Below are 18,138 nucleotides of genomic sequence, written 5' to 3'. Positions count from 1 at the left end.
TATGAACGTGCAGAAAATACGGATACGGCTGAAAGCGTACGACCACTACGCCCTGGACCGGTCGACGAAAGAGATCGCGCAGACGGTGCTCCGCACCGGGGCGCGGATTGTCGGCCCGGTGCCGCTGCCGACGAAGCGGACTGTCTACACGGTCCTGCGGTCCCCGCATGTCGACAAGAAATCGCGCGAGCAGTTCGAAACGCGTGTCCACAAGCGGCTCATCGACATCTATGAGTCCACGCCGCAGACGGTGGACGCGCTGATGAAGCTTGACCTGCCGGCGGGTGTCGACGTGGAGATCAAAACCTGACGGGAAGGCTGACGGCAATGAGAGAGATACTGGGCAAGAAGATCGGAATGACCCGCGTGTTCGAGCCGTCGGGCGAGTCGGTGCCGGTGACGGTGATCCAGGCCGGGCCGTGCCCGGTCGTGGCCGTGCGGACGGCCGCCACCCACGGCTACGAGGCGCTCCAAGTCGGTTTTGACGAGGTGAAGAAGGAACGGGTGAACAAGCCGGAGACCGGGCATTTTGCGAAAGCCGGAATTGCCCCGACGCGCTACCTTCAGGAAGTGCAGTGCGCGGAGGCCGGGCTGAGCGTGGGCGCGGTGTTGAAGGCCGACCTGTTCAAGCCGGGGGACCGGGTGGACGTGACGGGCGTGTCGCGCGGACTCGGATTCCAGGGCGCCATGCGCCTGCACAACTTCAACGGCGCCAACGTGACCCACGGGCAGTCGGACCGCTGGCGGGCCCCGGGCTCGGTGGGCGCCTCCTCCTACCCCTCGCGCGTGTTCAAGGGACAGCGCATGGCGGGGCGCATGGGCCGGAACAAAGTCACGGCGCTCAACCTGCGCGTCGTACGCGTCTATCCCGAAGAAAATCTGCTGTTAGTGCGGGGCTCCGTGCCGGGTCATCGCGGCACGCTGCTTCGGATTCGAACGACCAATCGCGGTAAGTGACGGATACGGACATGAACGTGAAAGTCTACAATCAGGAAGGCCGGGAAGTCGGCACCGTCGAACTCAACCCCGAGGTCTTCGGGATCAAGCCGAACGAGGCGGTGGTGCACCAGTACGTGGTGAACTACCTGGCGCGGCAGCGGCAGGGGACGGTTCTGACGAAGACGCGCAAGGAAGTCTCCGGCGGCGGCAAGAAGCCGTGGCGGCAGAAGGGGACCGGCCGGGCGCGTGCGGGCACGATCCGCTCGCCTCTGTGGCGGGGGGGCGGCACGGTCTTCGGGCCGCAGCCCCGGACCTACGGCTCGCGGTTCCCGAAGCAGATGAAGAAGCTCGCGATGCAGTCGGTGTTTTCGGACAAGGCGGCGCTCGAGCGCATCCGTGTCCTCGACCAGGTGCAGTTGGAGAAACCCAAGACCAAGGCGGTGGCCGACCTGATGGCCAAACTGAACCTTGCGGGAAAGAAGTGCCTGGTGCTCCACGAGGGCCGGCACGACAACTTCATGCTCTCCTGCCGCAACCTGCCGGCGGTGAAATACTGCCGGGCGGCGCTCGCCAACGGGTACGACGTGCTCGACGCGGACTACCTGGTGTTCACGAAGGCCGGGCTGGAGAAAGTGGCGGAGGTGTTCGCATGAGCCGGGATCCGCGGCAGGTGATCAAGCTGCACATCCAGACGGAGCGGACCACGGGTCTGCGCCAGGCCAACAACGAGTACGTGTTCGAGGTCGACAAGAAAGCGAACAAGCACGTGATCAAGGCGGCGGTGGAGAAGGCGTTCAAGGTGAAGGTGGACGACGTCCGCACGCTCATCGTGCCGGGAAAGACCCGCCGCATGGGCCGGTACGAGGGGAAAACCCCGACGTGGAAGAAAGCGATCGTGCGCCTGAAGAAGGGCGAGTCGATTTCGATGTTCGAGAATATTTAGCGACAAGACAAGGTTGGTAGCACGTTATGCCGGTAAAGAAATTTCGTCCGATCACGCCGTCGCAGCGCTTCCGCACGGTGCCGACGTTCGAGGAAGTGACGTCGACGATGCCGGAGAAGTCGCTGCTGGAGCCGCTGCGGAAGTCCGGCGGGCGCAATAACAAGGGGCGGGTGACCGCCTACTGCCGGGGCGGCGGACATAAGCGGCATTACCGGGTCATTGACTTCAAGCGGAACAAGCACGATATTCCCGCGCGCGTGGCCTCGATCGAGTATGATCCGAACCGTTCGGCCCGGATCGCGCTGCTGCACTATGCCGACGGCGAGAAGCGGTACATTCTCGCGCCCCAGGGGCTCGAGGTGAACATGCGGGTGGAATCGGGTCCGGCGGCCGACATCCGGGTGGGGAATGCTCTCCCCCTGGAGCGGATGCCGCTCGGCACCAACGTCCACAACGTCGAGATGCGGCCCGGCAAGGGCGGCCAGATGGTGCGGTCGGCCGGTTCGTTTGCCCAGCTGGTGGCGCGCGACGGCAACAAGGCGATTTTGAAGATGCCCTCGGGCGAGGTGCGGTCGGTGCCGGTGACGTGTTGTGCGACGATCGGCCAGGTGTCGAATGTCGACCACAAAAACGTCGTGTGGGGCAAGGCGGGGGCGTCGCGCTGGCGCGGCCGGCGGCCCTCCGTGCGCGGCGTGGCCATGAACCCGGTGGACCACCCGATGGGCGGGGGCGAGGGACGGAGTTCCGGCGGGCGGCACCCCTGCACGCCCTGGGGCAAGCCGACCAAGGGGTACAAAACCCGCAGCAAGCGCAAATCGAAGGATCACCTGATCCAGGATCGGCGCTCGAAAGTGTAAGCCAAGGTAGGGAGAACGATAGATGCCTCGCTCACTGAAAAAAGGACCGTTTGTCGACGAGCACCTGCAGAAAAAGGTGGAGGCGCTCAACCGGAGCGGCGAGAAGCGGGTGATCAAGACCTGGTCGCGCCGTTCCACCATCCTTCCCGATTTCGTCGGCCACACGCTCGCCGTGCACAACGGCAACAAGTTCATCCCCATCTACGTGACCGAGAACATGGTCGGGCACAAGCTGGGCGAGTTCGCGCCGACGCGGACGTTCCGGGGCCACGGCGGGAAGCTGGCCGAGCGGTCGTCGAAGGTGAAAGGATAAGGTGGAGCCATGCTCGTTCAGGCGACGGCCCGGTTGAAATACGTCAGCATCCCGGCTCGCAAGATGCGCCAGGTGGCCGACCTCGTCAAAGGGCAGCCCGTGGAGAAGGCGCTGGGGATCCTGAATTTCACGCCCAAGATCGCGGCCTTCCACATGGCCAAGACGCTCAAGTCGGCGGTGGCCAACGCCCTGTCGACCGAGGGGACCGACCACCTGCACCCCGAGGATCTCGTGGTCAAGGAGGTGCAGGTCGACGAGGCGCCCACGCACAAGCGCATCCGGTTCCAGTCCATGGGCCGGGTGTTCCGCGTGCGCAAGCGGCACTGCCACCTGACGATCCGGGTGGAGGCGAACGTCGATCTCGAGGCGCGGCGGCAGGCGGCCAAAGGCCGGACCAAGAAGGCGGCCGCAGGGGAAACGGCCGAGACGGCGGCGGCCGGGACGGCCGCGCCGGCCAAGAAGAAGACCGCGGCTGCCAAGAAGAAGGCGGCGGCCAAGACGGCCGCGAAGAAGACGGCTGCGAAGAAGCCGGCGGCCAAGAAGAAAACGGCCAAGAAACCGGCGGCCAAGGCCGGCGGGAAGTCGGAAGAAAAGTAGACTGTCGAGATAGGGAGTAGACGTGGGACAGAAGACACATCCGATCGGGCTGCGCCTCGGCATCACGCGGACGTGGAACAGCCGGTGGTTCGCCTCGGATCGGAACTTCGCGGACCTGGTCCATGAGGACTTGCAGATCAAGCGGTATATCCACAAGCGCCTCGAGAATGCGGGGATCGCGGGGGTGACGATTTCGCGGGCGCCCAAGAAAGTGGCTGTGGATATCCACACCTCGCGCCCGGGCATCGTGATCGGCCGCAAGGGGGCCGAGGTGGACAAGCTCCGCGCCGAGCTGCAGCTGCTGACCAAGAAGGACATCATGCTGAACATCGTCGAGGTCCGCAAAGCCGAGCTCAACGCGCAGCTGGTGGCCGATTCGATCGCCCGGCAGCTTGAGGGGCGGGTGGCGTTCCGGCGGGCGATGAAGAAATCGCTCGCGGCGACGATGAAGATGGGCGCGAACGGCATCCGCATACAGTGCAGCGGCCGGCTCGGCGGCGCTGAGATCGCGCGCACCGAGAAGTACCGGGACGGCCGGGTGCCGCTCCACACCCTGCGGGCGGACATCGACTACGCCACCTCGACGGCGAACACGACCTATGGGACGATCGGGGTGAAGGTGTGGATCTGCAAGGGGGAGGTGCTCGACCGGGGCAAGTACGTACAGCACGAGGAAGAGGCGCGGGCCGACGAGCAGGCGCCGAGCGACACCCGTCCCCGCCGTCCGCGGGGCGACAAGGCCGGCCGCAAGCGGACCCGTCCGCGCGGCAAAGTGCGGCGCGCTGGCGCCCCCGGTCCCGAGGGCCCGCCGCCCAAGGGCCGTCGGCCGGAAGGTCCGGCCCGCCCGCGCGGCGAAGGGCGCCCGCCGGCCCCCGACGGCCGGGAGGGCGGCGCCGGTGAATCAGGAGCCCCCGAGTGAGTCGGAGCGAGAAGGTGGAGTAGAGTCCCATGTTAATGCCGAACAAAGTCAAGTTTCGCAAGCAGCAGCGCGGCCGCATGCGGGGGAAAGCCAAGGGCGGGGCGGAAGTCAGTTTCGGCGAGTACGGCCTGAAGGCCATGGAGCCGTGCTGGCTGACCAACCGCCAGATCGAGGCCGCCCGTATCGCCATGACCCGCTCGATCAAGCGCGGCGGAAAGATCTGGATCCGGATATTCCCGGACAAGCCGGTGACCAAGAAGCCGGCCGAGACGCGCATGGGGAAAGGGAAGGGGGCGCCGGAGTACTGGGTGGCCGTGATTAAGCCCGGACGCATCCTCTTCGAGATCCAGGGGGTAACCGAGGCCTCGGCGCGGGAGGCCCTGCGCCTGGGCGCCAACAAGCTGCCCTTGAAGACGAAGTTCGTGTCGCGTTCCGAGACGGAAGGAGTGTAAGCAGTGTTGAAGGTACATTCGCTCCGGGAGATGACGCGCGACGAGCTGGTGCAGAAGAAGAACGAGCTTCTGGACGAGCAGTTCAACCTGCGGATGCGGCGGTCGCTCAAGGCGCTCGACAACCCGCTCCGGCTGCGGCAGATCCGGCGGGAGATCGCGAAAATTCAAACGGTGCTGCACGAGGATGCGACGGGCCGGCGGAAACTGGCCGACATGAAGACCTCGATTTTGCCGCCCTCGGGCAAGAAAGAATAAGCGGGATCGCTGAGAGGAATGGCAGATGGCAGAAACGGTTGAGAGAAACCACCGCAAGATCCGTCAGGGGACGGTCGTGTCGGACAAGATGAACAAGACGATCGTGGTGCGGCTGGACCGGACGCGTCCCCACGCGCTCTACAATAAGACGTCAAAGTCGACGACCAAGCTGTACGCGCACGATGAGAACAACGACGCCCGGCCGGGCGACCTGGTGCGGGTAATGGAGACGCGGCGGCTGTCGCACAAGAAGCGCTGGCGCCTGATCGAGATCGTAGAACGGGCCAAGTAGCGCGGCCGGATGGCCCTTGGCACAGGCCGGGCGCCGCAGAGGTGAGTAGAGATGGTGCAGGAATATACGATATTGAACGTGGCCGACAACTCCGGCGCGAAAAAGGTGATGTGCTTCCGCATCCTCGGGGGACGCAAGAAGTATGCCTCGATCGGCGACGTCATTGTGGTCGCGGTGAAGGAGGCGATCCCCGGGGGGACGGTGAAGAAGTCGGAGGTCTGCCGGGCGGTGGTCGTGCGCACGAAAGCGTCCCTGCGGCGCAAGGACGGCTCGCTCATCCGGTTCTCGGACAACGCGGCCGTGATCATCAACGACCAGCTCGAGCCCCGGGGCACCCGCATCTTCGGGCCCGTGGCCCGCGAACTGCGCGAGAAGAAATTCATGAAGATCGTCTCCCTCGCCCCCGAGGTGTTGTAGGCGGAGGAAGAGCAGCGTATGCGAATCAAGAAAGGCGATACGGTCTACGTCCTCTGCGGAGAGGACAAAGGGAAAACCGGCCGGGTGCTCCACGTGTACCCGAAGAAGGGGACGGCGGTGGTGGAAGGCGTGCGCATGCACAAGCGGCACCAGCGGCCGACCCAGCGGAACCCGAAGGGCGGGGTGGTGACGATGGAAGGTCCGATTCACCTGAGCAACCTCGCCGTGTACAATGCCTCGTCGGGCGGCCCGGCGCGGCTGGGGGTCCGGACCACGGAAGAAGACGGCCGCAAGCGGCGCGTCCGGATCGATGTGAAGACGGGCGAGGAGATCTAAGGAAAACGGCGATGGCGAGGTACAGAGAGCTCTACCAGAAGGAAGTGGTGCCGAAGCTGATGAAGCAGAACGGCTACCGGTCGATCATGCAGGTGCCGCGCATCACGCACGTGACGGTGAATATCGGCGTGGGAGAGGCGACGGACAACTCGAAGGCGCTCGACGCGGCCGTGGAGGACCTGGCGAAAATCACGGGGCGCAAGCCGCTCGTGACGCGGGCCCGCAAGAGCATCTCGAATTTCAAGCTGCGCAAGGGAATGCCGATCGGGTGCACGGTGACTTTGCGGCGGGACGCGATGTACGATTTTCTCGACCGCCTCGTCAACGTCGCCATCCCCCGCATCCGCGACTTCCGCGGCGTGAACCCGAAGTCGTTCGACGGGCGGGGGAACTACAATCTCGGATTGAAAGAGCAGTTGATCTTTCCGGAGATCGATCTGGACAAGGTGGATAAAGTGCGCGGGATGAACATTTCGATCGCGACGACGGCGCGGACGGACCAGGAGGCCCGTCAGCTGCTCGAGGAGCTGGGAATGCCGTTCCGCAAGTAGAGGTGACATGGCGAAGAAATCCCTCATAGAGAAGTCGAACCGTAAGCCGAAATTCCAGGTGCGGGCGTACCACCGGTGCCGCCGGTGCGGCCGTCCGCGGGCCTACCTGCGCCGCTTCGGGCTGTGCCGGATCTGTTTCCGGCAGCTCGCCCTGGCCGGCGAATTGCCCGGCGTGGTGAAAGCCAGCTGGTGAGGAAACTGGGAGCGAAAGCACAATGAGCATGACAGATCCGATAGCCGATCTTCTCACGCGCATCCGGAACGGGTCGAAAGCGAAGAAGAATGCGGTCGATGTGCCCGCGTCGAACCTCAAGCGCGAGGTGGTGCGGATTCTCCGCGAGCACCGCTTCATCAAGGACGTCGTCGACCTGCCGGACAACAAGCAGGGAATCCTCCGGGTCTACCTGCGCTACGTGGCCGGCGACACGCCGGTGCTCAAAGGAATCCAGCGCCTGTCGCGGCCGGGCCTGCGGCGGTACTTCGACGCGGAGACGGTGCGGCAGTCGACGTTCAACACGCGCGGCATGCTGGTGCTCTCGACGTCGAGCGGCGTGATGACGAACTTTGAGGCGGCCCGGAAAGGCGTGGGCGGCGAAGTGCTGCTGCGCTGCTGGTAGGAAAGGACGAGAGATGTCGCGAATTGGCAAGCAGCCGATCGCTGTGCCGGACAAGGCGACGGTGAGCATCACCGGGCGCCAGGTGACGATCAAGGGGCCGAAGGGCAGCCTCACTCTGGAGGTGCACCCGGACATGACGGCCAGCCTGGACCACAACCAGATTGTCGTCGCCCGCCCGAGCGATCTGAAGAAACACCGGGCCCTCCACGGCCTCACGCGGGCGCTCCTGCACAACATGGTCGTGGGAGTGACCCAGGGGTTCACCCGCGAACTCGAAATTGTCGGCGTCGGCTACCGCGCCGAAAACCGCGGCCGGCACCTCGTGATGTACCTCGGGTACTCGCACCCGGTGGTCCTCACCCCGCCGGAGGGCGTGACTGTCGAAGCCGTGCCCAAAGAGGGCAAAGTCAGGGTCTCGGGGATAGACAAGCAACTCGTCGGCCAGGTGGCGGCGAAGATTCGGTCGTTCCGGAAACCGGAGCCGTACAAGGGCAAGGGTGTCCGGTACGCCGGCGAACACGTGCGGACGAAGGCCGGGAAGACCGCCGGATAAGAGAGTAGACGGAAATGGCTGGAAAGAGTGTCAAGAAGTTCAAGCGGGCGGAACGCCGCCGCCAGCGGGTGCGGGGCAAGCTGTCGGGAACCTCGGCGTGCCCGCGCCTGACGGTCGCGAAGTCGCTGAAGAACGTGTTCGTGCAGATTGTCGACGACGTCCACGCGGTGACGCTCGCGGCGGCCGCCTCCAATTCCAAAAACGTCCTCTCCGAGCTCAAGCCGGAGATGACCAAGTCCGAAGTGGCGCGGAAAGTGGGCGAAGTGATCGCGCGCGAGGCGAAGGCGAAGGGGATCGAGGCGGTGGTCTTCGACCGCAACCGATTCCGCTACCACGGCCGGGTCAAAGCGGTCGCGGAGGGGGCGCGCTCGGGTGGCCTGAAGTTCTGATAACGAATAAGTGTGCATAGGACAAGCTGAGGTGCAGATTGGCGCGTTTTGAGATGGAAAACCTCGAACTCGAGGAAAAGGTAATCTCGGTCAAGCGGGTGGCGAAAGTGGTCAAGGGCGGCCGGCGGTTTTCGTTTACCGCGCTGGTGGCGGTTGGCGACAAGAACGGCCGGGTCGGCGTGGGCCACGGCAAGGCCCCCGAGGTATCCGATGCGATCCGCAAGGGGACGGAGGCGGCGCGCAAGAACATGACCTCCGTGAACCTGCTCAAGGGGACGATCCCGCACCGGATCGACGGCGAGTTCGGCGCCACCCGGGTGGTCATGCGGCCGGCCTCGCCCGGCACCGGCGTGATCGCCGGCGGCGCCGTGCGGGCCGTGCTCGAGTCGGTGGGTATTCAGGACATCCTGGCCAAGACGCTGGGGAGCCGCAACCCGCACAACATGGTCAAGGCGACGCTGAACGGGTTGGCCGCCCTGCAGACGCGCGAACAGGAAGTCAAGGCGCGCCAGGCCGAGTAGGCGTGCCGGCAGAGAGGACGACCGCAATGGGCAAGCTTAGAGTGACGCAGATCAGAAGCACGATCGACCGCAAGGAGCCGCACAAACGCACCATCGAGGCGCTGGGGCTCGGCAAAATCCGGCGGTCCGTCATCCACAACGACACGCCGCAGATCCGCGGTATGATCCGCGCCGTCCGCTATCTCGTGACGGTGGAAGAGATCGACGAAAAATAGAGGCGAGTGATGGAACTGCATACGTTGAAACCGCCGAAAGGGGCAAGAAAGACGCGCAGGCGGGTGGGACGCGGCTCGGGCAGCGGCCTGGGGAAAACCTCGGGACGCGGCCACAAGGGGGCCGGGGCGCGGAGCGGCTTCAAGCGCGAAGCCTGGCGCGAAGGCGGCCAGATGCCGCTCGCACGGCGCCTGCCCAAATTCGGTTTCACCAATATCTTCAAGAAGACCTGGCAGGTGATCAACCTGTCCGACCTCGCGCGCCTCGAGGCGGGCGAGGTGACGCCCGATACGATGCTCGCGGCGGGCCTGATCAAGACAACGGCCGTACCGGTGAAAGTGCTGGGGGACGGGACGGTGGAGAAGGCGTACACGGTCAAAGCGGCGGCGTTCAGTAAGTCGGCGGCCAGCAAGATCGAAGCCGCCGGCGGAAAAGCCGAGGTGCTGTCTTGATAGATAAGTTCAGATCGGTGTTCAAAGTCGAGGAGTTGCGAAGACGGATCTTCTACACCCTCGCGCTGCTCGTCGTCTACCGCATCGGCGGACACATCCCCACGCCCGGGATCGACGGCAGCATCCTGGCCTCGGTGCTGGCCAACAACACCATCTTCGGGCTGTTCGACCTGTTCGTGGGCGGGGCCTTCGCCAAGGCGACTATTTTCGCCATGGGCATCATGCCCTACATCTCGGCCTCGATTATGCTCCAGCTCCTCGGCGCGGTGGTGCCGTACCTCCAGCGGCTGCAGCGCGAGGGCGAGGAGGGGCGGCGCAAGATCACGCAGTACACGCGGTACCTGACCGTGCTCATTGCCGCGCTCCAGGCGTGGGGGACGGCGGGGTACTTAACGACCATCAAGAGCGCGGCGGGCGTCTCGGCCGTGCACATGAACACGGCGGCGTTCATCCCCCTCACCATCCTCACGTTCACGAGCGGCACGATTTTCATCATGTGGCTCGGCGAGCAGATCACGGAGCGGGGGATCGGGAACGGTATTTCGCTGATCATTTTCATCGGGATCATCGCGCGCTTCCCTGAGGCCGTGGTGCAGGAAGTGCTGCTGGTGTGGCACGGGTCACGCAACCTGTTCGTGGGCGCGATCATGCTGGCGGCCATGGTGGCCGTGATCGCGGCGGTCATTCTGGTGACGCGGGCGCAGCGCCGGGTGCCGGTGCAGTATCCGCGCAAGGTGGTGGGCCGCCGGGTGTTCGGCGGGGCGACGACGCACCTGCCGTTGTCGGTGAACTCGGCCGGCGTCATCCCGATCATCTTCGCCCAGTCGATCATGTTTCTCCCCTCGACCGTCGCGCAGCTGTTCCCCAACACCGACTGGGTGCAGAACCTGGTGGCGGTGTGGCTGGCGCCGGGCGGCCTCTGGTACTCCCTCATCTATGGGGTGATCATCATCTTCTTCGCCTACTTCTACACGGCGATCGTGTTCAACCCCATGGAGATCGCCGACAACATGCGCAAGAACGGCGGGTACATTCCAGGCATTCGGCCGGGCAAGAACACCGCCGACTATATTGAGAAAATCCTCACCCGGATTACTCTGCCGGGCGCCATCTTCTTCGCCGCCATCGCCATCCTCCCCTGGGTGCTCATCGGCCAGTTCAACGTGAACTTCTTCTTCGGCGGCACCGGGCTCCTCATCGTGGTCGGCGTGGCCCTCGACACCCTCCAGCAGATCGAGTCGCACCTGATCATGCGGCACTACGACGGGTTCATGAAGAAAGGGCGAATCCGGGGAAGGTCCATGTGATGAGGCATCTCGTGTTTCTCGGCCCGCCCGGATCGGGCAAAGGGACGCAGGCGGCGAAGCTGGCGGCGGAGATGAAGATCCGCTACCTGTCGACCGGGGACCTGCTGCGCGCCGCGGTGAGCACCGGGACCGAGCTGGGCCGAAAAGCGCGAGGGTATATGGAGCGCGGGGAACTCGTCCCGGATGCGCTCCTCGTGGGATTGATCGAGGCGACCATCCGGGCCGGGGAACTCGACCACGGATTCATTCTGGACGGGTTTCCGCGGACGGTGCCGCAGGCGGAGGCGCTGCGGGATATGCTGAACGGCAATGGCAAGGAACTCGATGCGGCCGTCCTCCTGGCCGTGTCGGACGAGGAAGTGGTGCGGCGGCTGTCGGGGCGGTGGTTCTGCCCGTCCTGCCAGGCGACCTACAACTACCCGCACCACATGCCCCGGCGGGAGGGCCGGTGCGACGCGGAGGGCGCGGCCCTGGAGCGGCGCCCGGACGACCAGCCCGAGGTCGTGCGCCGGCGACTGGATGTGTACAAGAAACAGACGCGGCCGATCGAAGATTTCTACCGGGCGGCGGCCATTCTGGTCGAGGTGCAGGGGGAACAGCCGCCCGAGGCGGTGTTTGCCGACCTGCTCGACATCGTCGGGGCGCGAAAATAGGACGGAAGCGACGTTTGTGATAGTGCTGAAGACGGCGGAACAGATCGAGGTGATGGCCCGGGCGGGCCGGGTGGTCGGGCGGACGCTCGACATGGTCGGCACCGTCATCCGGCCGGGAATGACGACCGGGCAGCTCGACCGCCTCATCGAGGACTTCATCCGGGCCGAGGGAGCGATCCCGGCCTTCAAGGGGTACCAGGGATTCCCGGCCTCGGCGTGCATTTCGATCGACGACGAGGTCGTGCACGGAATTCCGGGGAAACGGGTGATCGAGGAGGGGGTGATCGTGTCGGTCGATATCGGCGCGATCGTGGATGACTACTACGGGGACTCGGCGCGGACCTTCGGCATCGGCGAGGTGTCGGAGGAGAAGCGGCGGCTCATGGAGTGGACGCTGAAAGCGCTCCACGCCGGTATTGACAAGGCGCGAAAAGGGAATAGATTAGGCGCGGTATCGGCGGCCATCCAGCAGGTGGCGGAGTCGCAGGGATACGGTGTGGTGCGCCAACTGGTCGGCCACGGCATCGGCCGCGCCATGCATGAGGAGCCGCAGGTGCCCAATTTCGGCTCGCCCGCTGACGGCCCGGTGCTCGAGGCGGGAATGGTCATCGCGATCGAACCGATGATCAACATGGGGACGTACGAGGTCAGGACGCTGCCGGACGGGTGGACGGTGGTGACGGCGGACGGACGTCCGTCGGCCCATTTCGAACACACCGTCGCGGTGGGCCCGGACGGCCCGCGGATCCTCACGGCGGCCTAAAGGAGCGTATGGCGAAAGAAGAGACGATAACGGTGGAAGGCCGGGTGATCGAGCCGCTGCCGAACGCCACTTTCAAAGTGGAGTTGGACAACGGACACGTGGTGCTGGCGCACATTTCGGGGAAGATGCGGATGCATTTCATCAAGATCCTCCCCGGCGACAAGGTGACGCTGGAACTGTCGCCCTACGATCTCACGCGCGGCCGGATCACGTATCGCTATAAATGAGTAACCCCAGACGGGATCGGTGGTCGGTATGAAAGTCAAGTCGTCGGTCAAGAAGCGCTGCGAGTACTGCAAGATCATTCGGCGCCATGGCGTGATCCGGGTCATCTGCAAGCGCGACCCCAGCCACAAGCAGCGCCAGGGTTGAGAATTGTGTGTGTGCGATAGAGAAGTGAGGAAAAACCATTGGCACGTATAGCCGGAGTTGATCTTCCCAAGGACAAGCGGATCGAGGTCGGGCTGACCTACATCTACGGGATCGGCCCGCACCGGGCGAGGCTGATTCTCGCCAAGACGGGAGTGAATCCCGACACCCGGGTCAACCAGCTGACCGACGAGGACGTGACGAAGCTGCGGCAGGTCATCGAGAACGAGTACAGCGTCGAGGGGTCGCTGCGCGGCGAGATCCAGATGAACATCAAGCGGCTGATCGATATCGGCAGCTACCGCGGCCTGCGCCACCGGCGCGGCCTCCCCGTGCGGGGACAGCGGACCAAGACGAACGCCCGGACGCGCAAGGGTCCGCGGCGCTCGATCGGCGGGCTCAAGAAAAAACCTGTTGGCAAGAAGTAAGCGACCCGGAGGAGAACAGTCGTGGCGGAACCGAAAAAGAAGGGACGACCGAGAAAGAAGTCCCGCAAGGTTGATACGAACGGCGTGGCCCACATCAAGGCCACTTTCAACAATACGATTATCACGCTGACCGATGCGCAGGGTCGGGCGATCTCGTGGGGGACGGCCGGCAAGGTGGGGTTCAAGGGGTCGAAGAAGTCGACGCCGTTTGCGGCCCAGCAGGCCGCGGCCAGCGCTGTGCGCGAGGCCATGGACCAGGGGCTGCGGCGGGTCGAGGTCTGGGTGAAGGGGCCGGGATCGGGCCGCGAAGCCGCTATCCGCTCGCTCTCGGCGGCCGGTCTCGAGATCACCCTCATCCGCGATGTGACCCCGATTCCCCATAACGGCTGCCGCCCGCCCAAGCGGCGCCGCGTGTGAGCAAATGAAACGTGGTCGGAAATAGGAGAGCCAATGGCACGGTATCGTGACTCGAAATGCAAACTGTGTCGCCGGGAAGGTGAGAAGCTGTTCCTCAAGGGGGCGCGCTGTCTGACGGACAAGTGCGCCATCGAGCGGCGGCCTTTTCCGCCGGGGCAGCACGGCCAGAGCCGCCGCCGGAAGATTTCGCCGTACGGCCTCCAGCTGCGCGAAAAACAGAAGATTCGGCGGCTGTACGGACTGCTCGAAACCCAGTTCCACAACTACTTCGAGAAGGCGGCCCAGAAGAAGGGCGTCACCGGCGAACTGCTTCTGCAGTCGCTCGAGACGCGCCTGGACAACCTCGTCTACCGGCTCGGCTTCGCACCGTCGCGCAACGCCGCCCGCCAGCTCGTCCGCCATCGGCACGTCCTGGTCGACGGCGGCATTGTCGACATTCCCGCCTACAGCGTCCGTCCCGGCCAGGTCATCCGGATTAAGGAAAAGTCGCGGAATCTCGACTTGATTCATACCTCCCTGAAGGAAGTGGGCCGGGCCGGCGACCTGCCCTGGCTGCGGCTGAACAAGGCCAGTCTCGAAGGCGAACTGCTCGAAGTGCCGAAGCGGTCGGACATTCCGCTGACGGTGAACGAGTCATTGGTCGTAGAGCTGTACTCCAAGTAATGTTGGGAGGGCCGAGCAAGCTATGAAGTGGAAGCCATTGACCATGCCGAAAGAGGTCGTTAACGACCAGTCCTCGGCCAACGAGAACTACGCACGGTTTATCGTCGAGCCGCTGGAGCGCGGGTACGGCACGACGCTGGGGAACAGTCTCCGGCGGGTGCTGCTCTCCTCGATTCAGGGCGCGGCGGTCGTGTCGATGCGGATACGGAACGTCCTGCACGAGTTCTCCAGCGTTGAGGGCGTCTATGAGGATGTGAGCGACATCGTCCTCAACGTCAAGCAGATCCGGGTGCGGATGCATGCCGATGAGATGCGCACGCTCACGCTTCGCCGCCACGGGAAGGGGAAACTCACGGCCGGGATGTTCGAGCAGAACCCGGAAGTCGAGATCCTCAACCCCGACCAGCACATTTGCGAAATCACCGGCGATATCGACTTCGAAATGGAGATCGACATCGACTCCGGCCGCAGCTACAACGTCGCCGAGCAGAATAAGCGGGCCGACGCCCCGGTTGGGACGATCTTCGTCGATTCCCTCTTCTCGCCGGTGATCAAGGTGGCCTACCAGGTCGAGAACACCCGGGTCGGGCAGAAGACCGATTTCGACCGCCTGATCATGGAGATCACGACCGACGGTTCGATCACGCCCGAGGATGCGCTGTCGTATGGGGCCAAGCTGCTGAAGGACCACCTCCAGCTGTTCATCCACCTCGACGAAGAGGTGATGGTGGAGGAGGAGCCGCAGGAGGACGAGGAGACGGTGCGGGTGCGCAATCTGCTGCGGACGCGGGTGGACGAGCTGGAGCTGTCGGTCCGGTCGTCGAACTGCCTGCGGGCGGCCAACATCCAGACGATCCGGGACCTGGTCACCAAGACCGAGCCGGAGATGCTGAAGTACCGGAATTTTGGGCGGAAGTCGCTGAACGAAATCTCCACGCTCCTGGAGGAGATGGGGTTGTCGTTCGGGATGGACGTGTCGAAGTACGACGAGACGCAGAAACAGAACGTGAATGCCTAAGCTGAAGTGAAGATTTGCGATGGGACATCAGGATAAAATAGCAAAACTGGGGCGAACCAAATCGCACCGCGAGGCCATGCTCCGCAATATGGCGATGTCGCTCTTTGAGCACCGGGTGATCAAGACCACCGATGCCAAGGCGAAGGCGCTGCGGCCGCTGGTCGACCGGCTGATCACCAATGCCAAGAAGGGGACGCTGGCGTCGAAGCGTGAGGTGGCTCGCACGGTCCATCAGAAGCGAATCTTCAAGAAGCTCTTCGCTGAGATCGTGCCGCAGTTCGAAGACCGCGCGTCAGGGTTCACCCGGGTGGTCAAACTGGGTGTGCGGCGCGGCGACGGGGCGGCCCTGTCGGTGGTCGAGCTGCTCACCGAACGGCCCAAAGAAGAGCCGGTGAAGAAGGCGAAGAAGGGCAAGGAGAAAAAGGGGGCGGCTCGGTAGACCGGCAACTCAGCCCCCGCGGCCATCCGCTGTGATACTGAAAGCCCGCCCCTCCGGCGGGCTTTGTGTTGGTCGGCCGGGGCGCCGGCCGAAGTGCGCAACGTTTGCATTAAAGACTTGCCAGAACCCGCTGCCGGTGCTACCCTTATCCCAGGTAACCCAAAGTCATCCGTAAACTCAAACGAGGGGTTATGAATCAGGAATCGCCGCAGCAGAAGAAAGGGATGTCGACCGGCTGTCTCGTCGCGCTCATCATCGTCGGCGTGCTGGTCATCCTGGTGGTGGTCGCCGGGATCGTCTGCTATATGAAGCGAGCCGATCTGGTGCAGTACGGAGCGGTCACGATGACCGAAGAGATCAAGCAAATGGTAGCCGACAAACCGCAGCCGGGCGTCGATACGGTCCAGGTGAACGCCGCAGCGGACGCGTTTCTCGCCGAGGCGCGGGCGCAGCGGGAGCCGGATGCCGAAGGACTGGCGTTGTTCATTCAGTCGATCCAGCATATCCGCAACGACGGGGCGCTCGATTCGCTGGAGGCCTACCAGTTCATCGAGGCGATTTCACGCGCCTACCCCAACGTGAATCTGGGGCAGGCCCCGGCCGCGGAGAGCGCGCCGGCCGATACCATGGGCGGCGAGGCGGCGCCGGCGGATACCGCCGGGGCGGCCGAGTAGGCACCGGGAGTGAAGCGGCGGCCGGATGAGCCCTTTCGGTCGCCCAGCGGCCGGGCGGCCGCGGCGCCGGGGGCAGCGGGCAGAAGAGGCGGAAGGACGACCGCATCATGATGTGGATCGGACCGATAGCTGTGGCCTACCTGTTGGGAGCCATCCCGTTCGGGCTGCTCGTCCCGCGCCTGTTCGGAGTTGCTGATATCCGCCGGCACGGGTCGGGAAATATCGGCGCCACCAACGTCACGCGCGTGCTCGGCTTTCGCCGGGCTGTCTGGGTGTACGGACTGGACATCGCCAAAGGGGCGGCCGCGGTGCTGTTGGGACGATGGTATGCCGCGGCGGCGACGATCCCATTCGCGGGAGCCGACACCTACGTCGTCCTCTGCGGTCTGGCTGCGGTGCTCGGACACCTCTTCCCGGTCTACCTCCGGTTCCGGGGGGGGAAGGGGGTCAACACGGCGCTCGGGGTGATGCTGGCTCTCCTGCCGGTTCCGGCGCTCCTGGCGTTCGGCGTATTCGCGGCCGTGTTCGCGATCGGGCGCTACGTTTCGCTCGCCTCGCTGGTGGCGGCAGTGGCGTTTCCGGTGTTCATTCTCATCGAAAAGTACGCTTTCCACCGGCCGGTGGCCTCGGTCTATCTCTGGGTATCGGCGGCCGTCGTGCTGCTCATCGTGTACGCCCACCGGGGCAACATCGGGCGGCTGCGGGCCGGGACGGAACACCGGTTCGGCGGCCGCCGGCAGCCGGCCGATTCGCAGGGGGCGGGCCGCCATGTCTGAGCGGGTCGCCATCCTCGGGGCGGGGTCCTGGGGGCTGGCCGTGGCTCGTCTGCTGCACGCCAACGGGCACCGCGTCCGGCTGTGGGAGTTCGACCCCGCCGAGCATGCCCTCCTGCTCCGCCACCGGACTCATCCGAAAAAGCTGCCCGGGTGCCGGCTCGATGAGCAGATTGGCATCACCAACGATCTCGGCGAGGCGGTCGCCGGAGCGGACCTGATCGTGCTGGCGATCCCATCCCAGCGGATGCGGTCGGCGCTCGACCCGCTGGCCGGCCGGGTTGGCCCCGACGTCGGCATCGTCAACCTGGCCAAAGGGATCGAGATCCGCACGCTCAAGCGCATGTCGGAGGTGGTGGCCGAGGTCCTCGATCGACCGCTCGGGCGCATCGCCACCCTCTCCGGGCCGTCGCACGCCGAAGAAGTGGCCAGGGACATGCCGACGACCGTGGTGGTCGGCGGTGTGAACGAAGAGTTCTGCGCGGAGGTCCAGGAGACCTTCTCAGGACAGACCTTCCGCGTGTACTGCTGCGACGACCTGACCGGCGTGGAGTTGGGGGGCGCGCTGAAGAACATCATCGCAATCGCCGCCGGGATTGCGGGGGGACTCGGGCTGGGGGACAACACCCTGGGGGCGCTCATCACGCGCGGCCTGGCCGAGATCACCCGCCTCGGCGTGGCGATGGGGGCCAACCCGCTGACGTTCTCGGGGCTGTCGGGGGTGGGAGACCTGGTGACCACCTGCGTGTCGCGGCACAGCCGCAACCGCTATGTGGGCGAACACATCGGCAGGGGCGAAACGCTGGCGCGGGTGCTGGCGGGGATGACGATGGTGGCCGAGGGAGTGGAGACGACCCGTTCGGGGCATGCCCTGGCGAACCGGCACGGCGTGGAGATGCCGATCACGGCGCAGGTACACGCCGTCTTGTTCGATAACAAGCCGCCGGCCGAGGCGGTGGCGGAGCTCATGGGCAGAGAACTGAAACCGGAAATCTGGTAAGGAACCGCATCGCGAGGA

34 protein-coding genes are annotated in these 18,138 nt (G+C 64.9%); all 34 read left to right on the top strand.

Annotated elements, in window-relative coordinates; all coding sequences use genetic code 11:
- The first annotated feature begins 1 nt into the window (after position 1).
- Complete coding sequence (gene rpsJ / locus KA261_01230) at positions 2-310, top strand: 30S ribosomal protein S10 (protein ID MBP7696406.1); 309 nt, start codon at positions 2-4, stop codon at positions 308-310.
- 17 nt (positions 311-327) lie between these two features.
- Positions 328-957: a 50S ribosomal protein L3 gene (gene rplC / locus KA261_01225; protein MBP7696405.1), complete on the top strand. Its 630-nt coding sequence runs from the start codon at positions 328-330 to the stop codon at positions 955-957.
- An 11-nt stretch (positions 958-968) separates the two neighbouring features.
- Positions 969-1,592 (top strand): 50S ribosomal protein L4, encoded by a 624-nt coding sequence (gene rplD / locus KA261_01220; GenBank protein MBP7696404.1) that lies wholly within the window; start codon positions 969-971, stop codon positions 1,590-1,592.
- On the top strand, positions 1,589-1,882 hold the full coding sequence (locus KA261_01215) for a 50S ribosomal protein L23 (GenBank protein MBP7696403.1): 294 nt from the start codon (positions 1,589-1,591) through the stop codon (positions 1,880-1,882). The genes rplD and KA261_01215 overlap by 4 nt, the downstream gene beginning before the upstream one ends.
- 26 nt (positions 1,883-1,908) lie before the next feature.
- A complete protein-coding gene (gene rplB, locus KA261_01210) occupies positions 1,909-2,739 on the top strand; it encodes a 50S ribosomal protein L2 (protein ID MBP7696402.1) in 831 nt (276 codons plus the stop codon).
- Between the two features lie 22 nt (positions 2,740-2,761).
- Positions 2,762-3,052, top strand: a complete 291-nt coding sequence (gene rpsS / locus KA261_01205) for a 30S ribosomal protein S19 (protein MBP7696401.1) — start codon at positions 2,762-2,764, stop codon at positions 3,050-3,052.
- Between the two features lie 9 nt (positions 3,053-3,061).
- Positions 3,062-3,649: a 50S ribosomal protein L22 gene (gene rplV, locus KA261_01200; protein ID MBP7696400.1), complete on the top strand. Its 588-nt coding sequence runs from the start codon at positions 3,062-3,064 to the stop codon at positions 3,647-3,649.
- Positions 3,650-3,671: 22 nt separating this feature from the next.
- Complete coding sequence (rpsC, locus tag KA261_01195; protein MBP7696399.1) at positions 3,672-4,568, top strand: 30S ribosomal protein S3; 897 nt, start codon at positions 3,672-3,674, stop codon at positions 4,566-4,568.
- A gap of 29 nt (positions 4,569-4,597) precedes the next feature.
- A complete protein-coding gene (gene rplP / locus KA261_01190; GenBank protein ID MBP7696398.1) occupies positions 4,598-5,020 on the top strand; it encodes a 50S ribosomal protein L16 in 423 nt (140 codons plus the stop codon).
- Between the two features lie 6 nt (positions 5,021-5,026).
- Entirely contained in the window at positions 5,027-5,275 is a 249-nt protein-coding gene (locus KA261_01185) for a 50S ribosomal protein L29 (GenBank protein MBP7696397.1), read from the top strand.
- A gap of 25 nt (positions 5,276-5,300) precedes the next feature.
- On the top strand, positions 5,301-5,567 hold the full coding sequence (gene rpsQ, locus KA261_01180; protein ID MBP7696396.1) for a 30S ribosomal protein S17: 267 nt from the start codon (positions 5,301-5,303) through the stop codon (positions 5,565-5,567).
- Between the two features lie 51 nt (positions 5,568-5,618).
- Positions 5,619-5,984, top strand: a complete 366-nt coding sequence (rplN, locus tag KA261_01175; protein MBP7696395.1) for a 50S ribosomal protein L14 — start codon at positions 5,619-5,621, stop codon at positions 5,982-5,984.
- An 18-nt stretch (positions 5,985-6,002) separates the two neighbouring features.
- Complete coding sequence (rplX, locus tag KA261_01170; GenBank protein ID MBP7696394.1) at positions 6,003-6,320, top strand: 50S ribosomal protein L24; 318 nt, start codon at positions 6,003-6,005, stop codon at positions 6,318-6,320.
- A gap of 11 nt (positions 6,321-6,331) precedes the next feature.
- On the top strand, positions 6,332-6,871 hold the full coding sequence (gene rplE / locus KA261_01165; protein MBP7696393.1) for a 50S ribosomal protein L5: 540 nt from the start codon (positions 6,332-6,334) through the stop codon (positions 6,869-6,871).
- Between the two features lie 7 nt (positions 6,872-6,878).
- Entirely contained in the window at positions 6,879-7,064 is a 186-nt protein-coding gene (locus KA261_01160; protein ID MBP7696392.1) for a type Z 30S ribosomal protein S14, read from the top strand.
- Between the two features lie 22 nt (positions 7,065-7,086).
- On the top strand, positions 7,087-7,488 hold the full coding sequence (gene rpsH / locus KA261_01155) for a 30S ribosomal protein S8 (protein ID MBP7696391.1): 402 nt from the start codon (positions 7,087-7,089) through the stop codon (positions 7,486-7,488).
- Between the two features lie 13 nt (positions 7,489-7,501).
- Positions 7,502-8,041 carry a 50S ribosomal protein L6 gene (rplF, locus tag KA261_01150; protein ID MBP7696390.1) on the top strand — a complete coding sequence of 180 codons (540 nt, stop codon included), beginning with the start codon at positions 7,502-7,504 and terminating at the stop codon, positions 8,039-8,041.
- Between the two features lie 14 nt (positions 8,042-8,055).
- Positions 8,056-8,430 carry a 50S ribosomal protein L18 gene (locus KA261_01145; GenBank protein MBP7696389.1) on the top strand — a complete coding sequence of 125 codons (375 nt, stop codon included), beginning with the start codon at positions 8,056-8,058 and terminating at the stop codon, positions 8,428-8,430.
- Positions 8,431-8,468: 38 nt separating this feature from the next.
- Positions 8,469-8,951, top strand: a complete 483-nt coding sequence (gene rpsE / locus KA261_01140; GenBank protein ID MBP7696388.1) for a 30S ribosomal protein S5 — start codon at positions 8,469-8,471, stop codon at positions 8,949-8,951.
- 26 nt (positions 8,952-8,977) lie between these two features.
- The gene (rpmD, locus tag KA261_01135; protein ID MBP7696387.1) at positions 8,978-9,166 is read left to right on the top strand and encodes a 50S ribosomal protein L30; all 189 of its coding nucleotides are present in this window, start codon (positions 8,978-8,980) and stop codon (positions 9,164-9,166) included.
- 9 nt (positions 9,167-9,175) lie between these two features.
- On the top strand, positions 9,176-9,616 hold the full coding sequence (rplO, locus tag KA261_01130; GenBank protein ID MBP7696386.1) for a 50S ribosomal protein L15: 441 nt from the start codon (positions 9,176-9,178) through the stop codon (positions 9,614-9,616).
- The gene (secY, locus tag KA261_01125; GenBank protein ID MBP7696385.1) at positions 9,613-10,923 is read left to right on the top strand and encodes a preprotein translocase subunit SecY; all 1,311 of its coding nucleotides are present in this window, start codon (positions 9,613-9,615) and stop codon (positions 10,921-10,923) included. The genes rplO and secY overlap by 4 nt, the downstream gene beginning before the upstream one ends.
- On the top strand, positions 10,920-11,576 hold the full coding sequence (locus KA261_01120) for an adenylate kinase (GenBank protein ID MBP7696384.1): 657 nt from the start codon (positions 10,920-10,922) through the stop codon (positions 11,574-11,576). The genes secY and KA261_01120 overlap by 4 nt, the downstream gene beginning before the upstream one ends.
- Positions 11,577-11,592: 16 nt before the next feature.
- The gene (gene map, locus KA261_01115) at positions 11,593-12,339 is read left to right on the top strand and encodes a type I methionyl aminopeptidase (GenBank protein ID MBP7696383.1); all 747 of its coding nucleotides are present in this window, start codon (positions 11,593-11,595) and stop codon (positions 12,337-12,339) included.
- Between the two features lie 8 nt (positions 12,340-12,347).
- Positions 12,348-12,566 carry a translation initiation factor IF-1 gene (infA, locus tag KA261_01110; GenBank protein ID MBP7696382.1) on the top strand — a complete coding sequence of 73 codons (219 nt, stop codon included), beginning with the start codon at positions 12,348-12,350 and terminating at the stop codon, positions 12,564-12,566.
- A gap of 28 nt (positions 12,567-12,594) precedes the next feature.
- Complete coding sequence (gene rpmJ, locus KA261_01105; GenBank protein ID MBP7696381.1) at positions 12,595-12,711, top strand: 50S ribosomal protein L36; 117 nt, start codon at positions 12,595-12,597, stop codon at positions 12,709-12,711.
- Positions 12,712-12,749: 38 nt separating this feature from the next.
- On the top strand, positions 12,750-13,136 hold the full coding sequence (gene rpsM / locus KA261_01100) for a 30S ribosomal protein S13 (protein ID MBP7696380.1): 387 nt from the start codon (positions 12,750-12,752) through the stop codon (positions 13,134-13,136).
- A gap of 21 nt (positions 13,137-13,157) precedes the next feature.
- Entirely contained in the window at positions 13,158-13,553 is a 396-nt protein-coding gene (rpsK, locus tag KA261_01095; GenBank protein MBP7696379.1) for a 30S ribosomal protein S11, read from the top strand.
- 33 nt (positions 13,554-13,586) lie between these two features.
- Complete coding sequence (gene rpsD / locus KA261_01090; GenBank protein MBP7696378.1) at positions 13,587-14,216, top strand: 30S ribosomal protein S4; 630 nt, start codon at positions 13,587-13,589, stop codon at positions 14,214-14,216.
- Between the two features lie 22 nt (positions 14,217-14,238).
- Positions 14,239-15,234 carry a DNA-directed RNA polymerase subunit alpha gene (locus tag KA261_01085; GenBank protein MBP7696377.1) on the top strand — a complete coding sequence of 332 codons (996 nt, stop codon included), beginning with the start codon at positions 14,239-14,241 and terminating at the stop codon, positions 15,232-15,234.
- Positions 15,235-15,253: 19 nt separating this feature from the next.
- Positions 15,254-15,673, top strand: a complete 420-nt coding sequence (gene rplQ / locus KA261_01080; protein ID MBP7696376.1) for a 50S ribosomal protein L17 — start codon at positions 15,254-15,256, stop codon at positions 15,671-15,673.
- Between the two features lie 191 nt (positions 15,674-15,864).
- A complete protein-coding gene (locus tag KA261_01075) occupies positions 15,865-16,347 on the top strand; it encodes a hypothetical protein (GenBank protein ID MBP7696375.1) in 483 nt (160 codons plus the stop codon).
- Positions 16,348-16,454: 107 nt separating this feature from the next.
- Complete coding sequence (gene plsY / locus KA261_01070; protein ID MBP7696374.1) at positions 16,455-17,123, top strand: glycerol-3-phosphate 1-O-acyltransferase PlsY; 669 nt, start codon at positions 16,455-16,457, stop codon at positions 17,121-17,123.
- Entirely contained in the window at positions 17,116-18,120 is a 1,005-nt protein-coding gene (locus KA261_01065) for an NAD(P)-dependent glycerol-3-phosphate dehydrogenase (GenBank protein ID MBP7696373.1), read from the top strand. Before plsY ends, KA261_01065 begins: the two co-directional genes overlap by 8 nt.
- Positions 18,121-18,138 lie beyond the last annotated feature (18 nt).

It is taken from the genome of Candidatus Zixiibacteriota bacterium, from assembly GCA_017999435.1.
Lineage (GTDB): Bacteria > Zixibacteria > MSB-5A5 > GN15 > FEB-12 > JAGNLV01.
This window is presented reverse-complemented; position numbering and strand designations above follow the sequence as displayed.